Below are 12828 nucleotides of genomic sequence, written 5' to 3'. Positions count from 1 at the left end.
TTGGTAGATGGTTTTTTGATAACTCTATTTTACCAATTTGGAGAGGTTCATGCTATTTTTATGGCGTAAAAGTTAGGTATATCAAGGGTTAGACACGCTTTTTTATGTTTCAAGTTTTAGTTAGAAATATGAATCTTATCTGCCAATTCTAAAATACTTAGTCCTATCACTTCATCAGTATGCTCCAAAATGTACTGAATGATTTCATTATCCAGTTCACTCAACTTATTGGTGTGCTGATGAATTACATGTTGCAGTTTCATTTTACTCCCCCTTTCAATCTATTATACATTAAAAGGGGGAGTAAAATGAAACTGTGAGAAAATTACTAGCGTAGCTCTGGCCAGAACTCTTTGTTAGCTTCGATCAAGTCATCCAATAGTTCTTTGGCAACACGCGCATTTGGCACAATGCGAGAAAGTGTTAGGGCTTGCCATAGTTTTTGGTAAGAGCCTTCTGCCCAAGCTTCCACAACTAGTTTTTCCACGGCTACTTGTTGTTCCATTAAGCCTTTTTGGAAACGAGGGATTTCTCCTTGAGTCAATGGTTCTGGTCCTTTTGAACCAACGATACATGGCACTTCTACCATAGCAGTTGGGTCAAAGTTAACGATGGCCCCATTGTTAGGAACGATTAGGAGCATTCTTTCGTGGGTGTTGTAGGCAATGGCACGAGCTAGGTCAACAATGTAGCTAGCGTGTTCATCGATTTCCAAGGTAGAACCTGTTGATGCCCCTAGTTGAGCGATTCGGTTGCATTCACCAAAGACATGTTTTTCACGTCCTGCCATGACTTCGTTAGCACGAGTATATTCCGGATTGGAATGCGCCACTTCATCTTGTGGGTAGAAGTAGTATTTCAGGTAGGTGTTTGGTAGCGTGTCTGGGTCAACAGCATAAACCTCACGAGCTTTGGCAAAAGTATGTGCCCAGCTTTCGTCAACATGCTGTGCCCCTTCCAAATCAGTTTTCAGCGCATAGCCATACTGCGCCACGTGTTCTTTGATTTTTGGCATCAAATCATTGCCCTTGGTATCACGAATATCTGTCCACCAGCCAAAGTGGTTTAGTCCGTAGTAACGCACTACCATTTCTTTACGAGAAGATAGACCGATTGCTTTTGCCATTAATTCTTCAATTCCTACTGGCATATCACAGATGTTGATAATCTTAGAGTTAGGACGTAATTTGCGGGTTGCTTCTGCTACGATAGCGGCTGGGTTAGAGTAGTTCAGCATCCATGCATCTGGAGAATATTGTTCCATATAGTCTAGAATCTCTAGCACACCGCCGATAGAACGCATGCCGTAAGCAATCCCACCAGGCCCACAAGTTTCTTGGCCGACAACCCCATATTTCAATGGAATCTTTTCATCTTTTTCTCTCATAGCGTACAAACCAACACGGATATGTGCCATGACAAAGTCCACATCTGTAAAGGCTGTTTCTGGGTCAGTGGTTGAGACAAAAGTAATATCTGGCGCTTTTTCTTTAATGATAATCTCGCAAGCATCCGCAATTTGCTTTTGTCTTTCTGGATTATTATCGTAGAACTTGATTTGACGGATTGGGAAACGGTCTAGATTATCCAAGAGCATTAAGACAATCCCTGGTGTAAAGGTACTACCGCCACCTGCAACTACGATTGAAAATTTTTTCATTATACAAACATCTCCTTATAGTTAGTCATTGATTTCTAATAGTTTTTCAAATTGTTCTCTGACTTGCGGCACATCTAGTCCGACAATGACTTGGAAGGCATTGCCATTTCGTACGACACCGTGAGCGCCTCCAGCTTTAAAGGAAGCATCTCCATCAACAATACTTTCGTCTTTGACGGTAATTCGTAAACGTGTGGCACAATTATTCACTTTTTCAATATTATCTGTCCCACCAAAAGCCTCTAGGTAAATGGCTGCTTGTTCCATATATGGGTTGATTTCCACTGTTTCGCTGGTTTTCCCTTTTTTCTCTTTGTAGTCTTTTTTAGTGAACAGTTTGATGTCTTCACTTTCTAGTTCACGACCAGGTGTTGGCAAGTCTAGCTTCAAGATGAGGAAACGGAAAACGAAGAAGTAGATGGCGGTAAAGGCTAACCCAATCGCTAGTTGGACAAAAATTTCTGTCTTATGGTTGGCAAACATTGGAATCCAGTTTTTGGCTAGTAGATCCAAGAACCCACCACCCATGTCACCGACAACCCCAAAGGCATACATAGTTGCTGACATAGTCGCCGCTAATACCGCATGAATGGCAAACAACGGTGGCGAAATGAATAGGAAAGTGAACTCCAACGGCTCAGTAATCCCTGATAGGAAAGCCGTTAAAGTAACAGGAATTAAAATAGATAGGACTTTTTTACGATTTTCAGGACGAGCAGTGAAATAAAAGGCTGATGCAATTCCTAGAGAACCGAACATCTTAGAATTTCCGTGCAAAGCAAATCCACCTTCTGGAAATAGTTCTTTAAGAGGACGTGTACTTGCGGCAAAATCGTTCAGATTAGCCATCCAAGCCTTAGCAATCCCATCTGGCACGACTGCCGGACCGAATATGAACGGCGAATATACAAAGTGATGCAAGCCTGTTGGAATTAATATCCGTTCGAGGAAGGTATAAATCCAAACCCCCAAGACACCAGCACCTGCTAGGAAACCTTGCATGGAGTTGATACCCATTTGTAGTTTTGGCCATAGTAAGGCAGTAATAAAAGCAATCGGTAACATAACGAAGAAGCCAATCATAACAACCAGTGAAGAACCTTGGAAAATCCCTAAGAAATCAGGTAGTTTGGTCTCAAAGTAGCGGTTATGAAGGTAAACAACAATAGCTGAAATAATAATTGCTCCAATAATACCTGTATCTAATGTCTTAATCCCAGCAATCAGTTTTAACCCACTAGTTCCGCCAACTTCTTGCGCAAAATCGACACCGAAGAAGTGACCAAAATTCTTTAGCATGCCACTGACAAAGTATTGGAAGGTTAGATAAACCACAAAAGCTTCCATAACGGCTCGAGCATTGGCTTTCTTAGCCAATCCAATCGGTAGCCCTATAACAAAGAGTAGCTCCATTTGATTGAAGACCATCCAAGCACCGTCTTCAATCACCGACCAGATACCAAACCAGGTCGTTCCTTCATTAGCGATACTTCCTACTAACATAGGGTTCTTACAAATAATTGCCAGAGAAACCATCAAACCGGAGAAAGAAAACAATAAGACCGGTGTAAACATGGCTCCTCCAAAACGTTGAATTTTTCCATCATAAGCAATACACACTTCCTTTCTAAAATTAACTACAAACCTACTCTAATATCTTTTGCAATCGATTACAATGTTTTCAAGACGCTTAGGGAAGCGGTGTAGCATCGAGATAAAAGGTGTCTATGCTTGGGAAATTTCCCACAAAGTTTTTTGTAATTTAAGTAAAAAATGTCAGTATTCCTCTATCGATTAGATTATGTATTAGTAGCATGAATAATAAGATTCAGTTTTTTAGTTTCCTATTAGAACTATGAGTACGCTACTTGGTTTATTACTAAAATCATGCTATAATGAGCTTGCGAAACGATAAGAATCTGTGTTGCACAACAGCACAAAAGCCCAACCTATGTCCGTAGGTTGGGCTTTTTTTTACACTAGGCGCGACTCTAGCGTGTGCGGTTAGAAAGCAACTTGCTTTTAATCGTTGTCTTTGTCCTTCTCTTCTAACCAATGAGAAAATAGTTCGATGACTATACCAACTAAGATTGGCGCAACGATTAACGATAAGATTTGGTACAACACAACAGCACCCCCTTTTGGGGCAAGTTGCCATGAATAAGTATATCATAGTGAACACATGTAGTGGATGAAAAAACAGTCAAAAACAGCGTAATATCGTGATATTACGATTATATATATCCTTTAGACAGAAATAATAAAAACACCTTAAGAAAAAAGCCTACTAAAAAGCAGGCTTTTTTCTTAAGGTGCTTTCTTTTCAATTCGTTCAACAAATATCTCTGTTCCTCCACCTGCTATTGCTATTAAATATTCTTTTAAACAGTTTTTAAAATTTTTTTCTAAACTAACGTTAACATCGTAAAACTTCCTAGGCATATTTCTATCTTAAAACACAAAAAATCGGTAGAGAAAATTCTCTACCGATTTCTGTTAGTCATTTTATTCAATGATACTCATCAACACTATTTGATCAACACCCTGCTTACTCAGTTACCACTTGCACAGTCAGAATAGCGGAAACTTGGTGATGCAATTTGACAGGAATACGGGTGAAGCCTACAGCACGAATTGGTGCACTTAATTCAAATTTACGACGATCCAATTTTACGTTGAAGACTTTTTCAAACTCTTCCGCTACTTGTTTAGCTGGGATTGAACCGAATAAACGTCCGTCTTCCCCTGCTTTGGCTTTAATTGTCACTACAGTTTCTTCTTTTTCTAAAAACTCTTTTAGTTTTTGTGCTTCTGCTAGTAATTCAGCATTTTGTTTATCAAGCGCCTTTTTTTGACCTTCTAAGGTAGCAACGTTGGCACTGGTAGCTTCTTTAGCTAGGCCATTTTTTAGTAGGAAGTTGTTAGCATAGCCATCTGCTACGTTTTTTATCTCCCCTTTTTTGCCTTTGCCTTTTACGTCTTTCAAAAATATAACTTTCATTCTTTTTCCTCCTTAGAGCAGATTATAATTTCATGTCCATGTTTGTCAGAACTTCCTTGAGTTGAGCTAGCGCCTCTTCCACACTGGACACATTTAACTGTGTCGCCGCATTGGATAAATGGCCACCCCCACCCAATTTTTCCATAACTCGTTGAACGTTTTTGTTTCCTAAACTACGCGCGCTAATTCCAATTCGACCATCTTCCCGTTTGGTGACAACAAAGGAAGCATCGATACCTTCCATGGAGAGCATCATATCTGCTGTTTGCGCCGCAACTACTGTCTTGTAGGTCTTGTTTTCCTCACCGTGAACAATCCCAATATTATCATCCAGTTGTTCCAAAGTAGCTAGTAAATGACTTCTAATTAGGTAGCTATCAATGTTTTCTTTCAACAGACGCTGAATCAAGATCGTGTCTGCCCCACAGGATTTAAGATAGCTAGCTGCATCAAAGGTTCTGGAGCCAGTTCGTAAGGTAAAGTTCCGCGTATCTACTATTATACCACCCAAAATGGCGGTTGCCTCAATCTTACGAATCGTTTCTTCATCGTTGGATTGGTATTCAAATAATTCTGTTATCAATTCACCACTTGAGGAGGCATATGGTTCAATGTAAACCAAAACTGGATTTTTAGGGAACTCTTGACCTCTTCTGTGATGGTCAATAATGACAATTTTGTTGGTCTTTTCCAATAATTTAGGTTCGACTGTAATAGAAGGACGATGCACATCTACTAAAACCACCAGACTGTTGGCAGTTGTCATTTGCAAGGCTTGGTCTCTTGAAATCAGTGAAGATGAAATTTCATCGTCTTTGCGGATTTCATCCATAAGTTTTGTGATATCGTTTGAGTATTGGCTTGGGTCCACGACAATATATGCCTTCTTGCTATTCATGCGAGCAATACGACGAATTCCTAAACAGGAACCAATGGCATCCATATCAGGATATTCATGACTCATGATAAATATCTGATCCGACTCTTTCATTAAGTCTTCAAGAGCCTGGGATACCATCCTAGAGCGAACACGTGTTCTTTTTTCCATTGGATTTGTTTTGCCTCCATAGAAACGAGCCTCTTCATTCTCAGCCCGAACAACTACTTGGTCTCCCCCTCTACCCAAGGCCAAATCTAAATTGGATTGAGCATAAGAGGCAATCTCGTCATATTCAGTTACCTTATGGACTTGTTGATCATTATAAGAAAATCCCATACTTAGAGTCAGAGGATAATTTTGCTTAGCAGTTGTCTCTCTAATCTTATCAATAATATCAAATTTATTCTGTTCCAACTTAGATAGCTGCTTTCTATTTAAGAAAGCAACAAAGCGATCATCGTCGAATCGTTTTAGATAAATATTGTTATTCAGAGCCCAACTACTTAGTTGGTTGGTAACAAAGTTATTTAAATTTGATTTTCTACGATCATTTAAAGACTGAGAAATCTCATCGAAATTATCTATAAAAATCTGGCCAATAACTGGCTGTTCCTCTTTGTATTTCTCTTCAATTTGCGCATACTTAGTGATATCTATTAGATACAGCATATTAATATCTTTTTGAGCAACAAACTGGAATTGTTTTTTCTTCCATTTAATGGTTGTACTTTTACCACTGGTTGCTAGTTGAACTTGTTGATGGAGGAATGGATCAACGTATTTTAAATTTCGACCAAGAATTTCCTTTGTATCGAAATATTTTTGGAAATAAGGGTTAACCCATTGAATATCTTCCTCATCATTGTAGAGCAACATACCAATTGGCATCTTTATTAAAGCCTCTTGTTCGCCTTTATGAACGCGATAGGATAAATCTGTAATATATTTATTGGTTTTTTCAATGACATCTTCTACTGTAAAATAGAGAATACCAGCTATTATTAGATAAACTATCAGTAAAACCAAGCCTAAAGGCCAGTTAATAATGAAAGCCATCACCAAAACAATGAATAGCATGACAATAATTCCAAGTATGGAATAAAACATCACGTTAGTTCGCAAATAAGAGGGTAAATGTCTAATGTTTTCCCACTTTGTTTTCATTTCTCACCATTCTTTCTTAATTTGTCTATACTATTTTACCATATCTTAAGCTTTTAATATATAGATAAGAGTATAAGTAGATTTGTTAGGGAAGAGAGGTAATTTTGGAAATGTACTAGTGATAAAACCATCTTTTTGAGTTATAAATGTTTCACGTGAAACATTTTAATTGTATTTTTTGATATAGAGAATGCTCTAATTGATAAAATTATAGATTATTATCTTTCATTTAGAGTATTTTTGATTTTTTTGTTTCACGTGAAACATTTTTTGTTTTAGCATAACAAATTCGAGCTGTTACTTTAATTTAAAACTCAAATACATAAAAGAAATATACAATTGAGGTCACAAACGAAAATATTTAACTTTCTTACGAATAATTATTACTAATACAGTTCATCATTATTTCGGTTTACGGAGACTGATTGATTGGAGATAGAAAGTTTAGACTCTGGGCTGGGCAAAAAGTCCAGATTGCTATTAAAATATAAGAGTTTTGCGAAACTCTTACCAGAAATAACGTTGTAAAGCATAGGCTGACACACAGTGGATGTTTGTCGCTTTCGCCGCTTACAACCATGTAGACAGCTAAGCCAGTGAGACTTTGGCTCATGGCGGAGGTCATCGTTCTCATTTCTGATGGCCATTTTCGCAAAGCTCTTTTGTGATTTAAAAAAATAGATATTAGTCACTATGGACATTTTGCCCAACGCCTTTTCATAAACAATCAGTATTGTTTCAAATTTTTTTGAAGATTTTTCAATGAAATAGCTTTTATAAATATCAAAAACATGTATTAATTATCATAGACTTACTTACATCATTAATCTTTTTATTTTCAACTAGGGGAGAGGTAGTAAATACATAATTACATCAAAAATGTTTCACGTGAAACAATCTAACTAATAGAAAGTTACAAGCCAATCTTATAAACATCCACATACTTATCCACAACTTTAAAACTATTAGCTACTTATCAACATGCTGCTAAAACAAGCTATATCTATACTTTAAGGGTTACCTTTAAAGAAACATTCCTTACCTTTTACTTTATCCACATACTTATCCACAGTTTTACTCAATGATATAATTGCATAAGAAAAAGCATAACATAGTTTACAAGAAACTTGGGTTATGCTTATTGAAATCATTATTCAGCTGCTGTAAATGGAAGTAATCCCATAATACGAGCACGTTTAATTGCTACTGTTAATGTACGTTGGTGTTTTGCACAAGTACCAGTTACACGACGAGGTAAGATTTTACCTTTTTCTGAGATATAACGTTTTAACAATTCAACGTCTTTATAATCTACATGGTCAATATGGTTTGCACAGAAGAAACATACTTTTTTACGTTTGCGAATTCCGCCTCTACGTTGTTGAGCCATTTTTATTCCTCCTTCTCTATGAATCTGTTAGAATGGTAAATCATCATCTGAAATATCAATTGTTTCACCACTTGACATAAATGGGTCCACAAATTGGTTATTGTTAGAAGATGCAGGAGAAGAGTAGGATGAATTAGATTGGTTGTAGGAATTATTTTGGTTACTTTGGTAATTTTTACTATTACCTTGACTAGTACCTGAATCAACAGGACGTTGTTCGGTAGCTGAGCGAGATTCTAATAATGAAAAGTTTTCTACTAAAATTTCTGTTACATATACTCGTTGACCTTGTTGGTTTTCATAGTTACGTGTTTGAATACGTCCTTCGACACCAACTTGTGAGCCTTTGCGAGTAAAGTTTGCAAAATTTTCTGCTGCTTTTCTCCAAATAACACAATTAATAAAATCTGCTTCTCGTTCACCTTGCTGGTTAGTAAAGTTACGATTGACAGCTAGGGTAAAAGTTCCCACGGCAGTGCCATTCGATGTGTAACGTAAATCTACAGCTTTTGTTAAACGACCAACTAAAACTACATTATTAATCATCTTTACTTACTCCTTCCAAGATTTTGTTTAGTTCATAAACAATTATGCTTCTACTTTAACGATCATATGACGTAAAATGTCATTGCTGATCTTTGATAGACGATCGAATTCATCGATTGCAGCAGAATCTTCAGCAGTGATATTCACTAGATGATAGATCCCTTCACGAAAATCTTTGATTTCGTATGCAAAGCGACGCTTCGCCCAGTCTTTTGATTCAACAATCTCTGCGCCATTATCTGTTAAAACAGCATCAAATCTTGCTACTAATTCAGCTTTTTCAGCTTCATCGATGTTTGGACGGATAATGTATAAAATCTCGTATTTTGATGTTTGACTCATGTTGACTGTCACCTCCTTATGGACTTTTGGCTCGCTCATTTGAACAAGCAAGGAGAGTATTCTTTCGATTACTCACGTTTAATCATTATAGCAGATATAGCAATCTCTTACAATCGAAATGAAAAATATATTTGTTACTTTCTTGTAACAACTCCTTGTTCAAAAATAAAATTATTGCCAGTACTATCTTCTTGCTTAAACTATTCGAGTCTTCAGCTTATCTATCACTTCATTATTAATCCGTAGTCAACTCTATCAAATTTCCTTCTGGGTCTTGAATCACAGATTCATAGTAGCCATCACCAGTAGTACGTGAGCCACTAACCAAAGGGAATCCATCATTGATGAGTTTATCGGTCAAGGCATCAACATCTTCCTTATTCCCCACTGAAATAGCGATATGAGTATACCCTAAACTATCAGCAATACGACTTGATAGGTGCTTTTTATTGCATAATTCAATTCTACTTCCTTTACCAAACTCTAAAAAATAGGAATTAAAGCCAGTTTTTTTATTCTGATAGAAAGCGGAAGTAGTTACCTCAAAATATGTTTCATAAAACTTTCTCATCAACTCAACATCCTTAACCCATATAGCAATATGTTCAATTCTCATAAGAAATCCTCCTTAATTTGTTTGCTAGTATATATTCAATTATATCACTCTCATATTAGAAGAATACATGATTTCTTTCCAGCAGATTAAAATACGACCTTCGTTTTTCTAGTAAAGGGCTGATAAAAAGTCTAACTTATTAAAAAAATAGTTCCCGAAAAATGGATTCGAAATAGCGGTGTATAGCATAGCGGACGCACAGTAGCTGTTGGGGCTGGGCAAAAAGTCCATGCTACTATTTAAACAAAAGAGTTTTGCAAAAAAGGTTATCAGAAATAACGGTGTAAAACATAGCTGACGTACAGTGGATGTTTCGGCTTTAGCCGATTACAGCCACGTAGACAGCTAAGCCAGTGAGACCTAGGCTCACGGCGGTGCCACCGTTCTCATTTCTGATAACCTTTTTTGCAAAACTCTTTTGTGATTTAAAAAAATAGATATTAGTCATTATAGACTTTTTGCCCAGCCCCTTACAGATACGTAGATAGCTAAGACCTGAGACCTTGGCTCACGGCGGTGCCACCCTCCTTATTTTTGAGGCTTATTTGGAGACTCGAACCTATTAAAAAAGCAAAAACACTCCAAAAACCAAACTGATTTTTGAAGTGTTTTATCGTAATGTCTATTCATCATCCAGCAAATCATCTGCAAAGTTTTGCATGTCGTTTGCTAGTGCTTCATTTTCCAAAGTAGCTACATCTTCTTGACTCTCATTCACTGGCGAATGATTATCGGAAGACACGCCCATTTGCTCGGCTTCGTGGACTGTTTCGTCTTGTTTTTCAACAATGGCGATGGAAGAAACTTTTGATTCACCATCTAGTCGCATCATCCGCACACCTTGAGTAGCACGACTACTTCTCATGACGTCTTCCACATTGAAGCGAATAATAACTCCCTTGCTAGTCATAAGCATGATGTCTTCATCACCGGTTACTGAACGCAAGCCAACTAGAGGACCGTTTTTCTCAGTGATGTTCAAGGTTTTAACCCCTTTACCACCACGGTTCTTCAAGCTGTATTCGCTGGACACTGTTCGTTTTCCGTAACCATTCTCACTGACAGCTAGAATTTCGTTGTCATCTGTTAGTAGGTCCATGCCAACCACGTAGTCATCATCTCTTAAGCTAATCCCACGTACACCGGCAGCAGTTCGTCCCATGACTCTAACTTTGTCTTCGTTAAAACTGACGGCATAGCCATTATGACTTCCCACAATAATGCCATCATTACCACTTGTAATGGCCACACGAATCAATTGGTCATCATCGTTTAACTTGATAGCACGTAGACCATTTGTCCGAATATTTCTAAATTCCTTCAATTGCACCCGTTTGACAGTTCCTTTTAGGGTGGTGAAGAATAAGAATTTTTCAGTTTCTTCGGTTTCGTTGATGCTGATAATGGCTTGGATTTTTTCGCTGGAATCCACATTCAAGAGGTTGATTACTGGCAATCCCTTAGCTGTTCGGCTGTATTCTGGGATTTCGTAACCTTTTGCCCGGTAAACTTTTCCACTATTGGTAAAGAAGAGTAGGGTGTCATGAGTTGAACAGGCAACCATGGTTTCGATGAAGTCATCGTCATGCATGCCCATACCTTGTACACCACGTCCACCACGTTTTTGCGCCTTAAACTCACTATTGGCCAAGCGTTTGATGTAGCCGTTATTGGTTAGGGTAATGACAATGTCTTGTTCTTCGATTAAATCTTCGTCTTCTAGACTCAATACTTCTCCAACCAACAATTCAGTACGGCGTGGGTTATCGAATTTTTGCTTGATTTCTAGGAGCTCAGACTCGATGATTTCATAACGTTTTTCTTCACTGGCTAGGATTAAAGACAACTCAGCGATCAATGCTTGCAAATCATTGTACTCTGCATCAATCTTTTCTCTTTCCAAACCGGTTAGGCGAATCATACGCATGTCTAGAATAGCTTGTGCTTGCTTGTCAGACAGGCCATAGCGCTCCATGAAGATGGCTTTGGCTTCGTCACCACTTTTTGAACTTCTCAAAATGGCCACAATAGCATCGATATGGTCAAGGGCAATCTGTAAGCCTTCCAAAATGTGAGCACGATCTTCTGCCTTACGTTTTTCAAAAGCAGCCCGACGTCTGACAACTTCTTCTTGGTGAGCTAGGTAATGCTTAAGAATTTCTTTTAAGCTAAGAATTTTTGGTACTTGGTCAACAATGGCTAGCATATTGAAGCCAAATGACGTTTGAAGCGAGGTTAGTTTGTAGAGGTTGTTCAAGACAACTGTGGCGCTGACATCTCGTCTGACTTCCACCACAACACGCATACCGGTTCTATCAGACTCATCGTTTAGGTAGGTGATACCTTCAATTTTTTTGTCACGATGCAGTTCAGCGATGCGTTCTACTAGTTTGGATTTGTTAACCATATAAGGCAATTCAGTAATTACAATGCGTTCTTTGCCGTTTTTCAGTTCTTCCACTTCAACACGGCCACGCACCATGATGCTGCCTTTACCAGTTTCGTAGGCTTTTTTAATGCCTGCTTTTCCTAGAACAATTCCCCCAGTTGGAAAATCAGGTCCAGGTAGAGCTTCCATTAGTTCTATAGTTGATACATCTGGGTTTTTCATCATCAGGTGTAGCGCTGAAATGACTTCACCTAGGTTATGGGGCGGAATATTGGTTGCCATTCCGACTGCGATACCTGTGGCACCATTTACCAAGAGGTTAGGGATACGGGCTGGTAGTACTTCTGGTTCTTGTTCGGAGCCGTCATAGTTGTCGCGGAAATCGATGGTGTCTTTGTTGATGTCGCGCAACATTTCTAGGGCAATCTTAGACATTCTGGCTTCGGTATACCGCATGGCTGCGGCGCCATCTCCATCGACTGAGCCAAAGTTTCCGTGGCCGTCTACGAGTGGGTAGCGATAAGAGAAGTCTTGTGCCATACGAACCATGGATTCGTAAATGGCGCTGTCTCCGTGGGGGTGGTATTTACCCATAACGTCTCCGACGATACGGGCTGATTTTTTGTGGGGTTTATCTGGGGTGACTCCTAGTTCGTTCATACCATAGAGGATACGGCGGTGAACTGGTTTGAGGCCATCTCGGACATCCGGTAGGGCTCTTGAAACAATAACGCTCATGGAATATTCCAAGAAGGACTTCCGCATTTCTTTGGATAAGTCGATATCTTCAAATACTTCTGGCGAACGTTCGATTTCTTCAGACATAATGTTTCTCCTTTG

The 12828-nt window shown here is 38.6% G+C and carries 11 protein-coding genes; all 11 read right to left on the bottom strand.

Translation table 11 applies throughout. The features are described from left to right. Positions 1 to 116 precede the first annotated feature (116 nt). Positions 117 to 263, bottom strand: a complete 147-nt coding sequence (locus NPA36_RS09505; RefSeq protein WP_256945889.1) for a hypothetical protein — start codon at positions 261 to 263, stop codon at positions 117 to 119. 65 nt (positions 264 to 328) lie between these two features. Further along, positions 329 to 1660 carry a 6-phospho-alpha-glucosidase gene (locus tag NPA36_RS09500; protein WP_256945888.1) on the bottom strand — a complete coding sequence of 444 codons (1332 nt, stop codon included), beginning with the start codon at positions 1658 to 1660 and terminating at the stop codon, positions 329 to 331. Between the two features lie 21 nt (positions 1661 to 1681). After that, complete coding sequence (locus NPA36_RS09495; protein ID WP_328516874.1) at positions 1682 to 3280, bottom strand: alpha-glucoside-specific PTS transporter subunit IIBC; 1599 nt, start codon at positions 3278 to 3280, stop codon at positions 1682 to 1684. 402 nt (positions 3281 to 3682) lie between these two features. After that, on the bottom strand, positions 3683 to 3787 hold the full coding sequence (locus NPA36_RS09490; protein WP_256945887.1) for a type I toxin-antitoxin system Fst family toxin: 105 nt from the start codon (positions 3785 to 3787) through the stop codon (positions 3683 to 3685). A 421-nt stretch (positions 3788 to 4208) separates the two neighbouring features. Further along, positions 4209 to 4661 carry a 50S ribosomal protein L9 gene (gene rplI / locus NPA36_RS09485; protein WP_256945886.1) on the bottom strand — a complete coding sequence of 151 codons (453 nt, stop codon included), beginning with the start codon at positions 4659 to 4661 and terminating at the stop codon, positions 4209 to 4211. Positions 4662 to 4683: 22 nt separating this feature from the next. Beyond that, positions 4684 to 6705: a DHH family phosphoesterase gene (locus NPA36_RS09480; protein WP_256945885.1), complete on the bottom strand. Its 2022-nt coding sequence runs from the start codon at positions 6703 to 6705 to the stop codon at positions 4684 to 4686. A gap of 1150 nt (positions 6706 to 7855) precedes the next feature. Further along, the gene (gene rpsR / locus NPA36_RS09475) at positions 7856 to 8095 is read right to left on the bottom strand and encodes a 30S ribosomal protein S18 (RefSeq protein ID WP_256945884.1); all 240 of its coding nucleotides are present in this window, start codon (positions 8093 to 8095) and stop codon (positions 7856 to 7858) included. A gap of 27 nt (positions 8096 to 8122) precedes the next feature. Next, entirely contained in the window at positions 8123 to 8641 is a 519-nt protein-coding gene (ssb, locus tag NPA36_RS09470; RefSeq protein ID WP_256945883.1) for a single-stranded DNA-binding protein, read from the bottom strand. A gap of 42 nt (positions 8642 to 8683) precedes the next feature. Further along, the gene (gene rpsF, locus NPA36_RS09465) at positions 8684 to 8983 is read right to left on the bottom strand and encodes a 30S ribosomal protein S6 (protein ID WP_256945882.1); all 300 of its coding nucleotides are present in this window, start codon (positions 8981 to 8983) and stop codon (positions 8684 to 8686) included. A gap of 235 nt (positions 8984 to 9218) precedes the next feature. Then, a complete protein-coding gene (locus NPA36_RS09460; protein ID WP_256945881.1) occupies positions 9219 to 9599 on the bottom strand; it encodes a VOC family protein in 381 nt (126 codons plus the stop codon). A gap of 622 nt (positions 9600 to 10221) precedes the next feature. Beyond that, entirely contained in the window at positions 10222 to 12813 is a 2592-nt protein-coding gene (gyrA, locus tag NPA36_RS09455; RefSeq protein ID WP_256945880.1) for a DNA gyrase subunit A, read from the bottom strand. Positions 12814 to 12828 lie beyond the last annotated feature (15 nt).

This window comes from Granulicatella seriolae (genome assembly GCF_024543085.1).
Classification (GTDB): Bacteria; Bacillota; Bacilli; order Lactobacillales; family Aerococcaceae; genus Granulicatella; species Granulicatella seriolae.
This window is presented reverse-complemented; position numbering and strand designations above follow the sequence as displayed.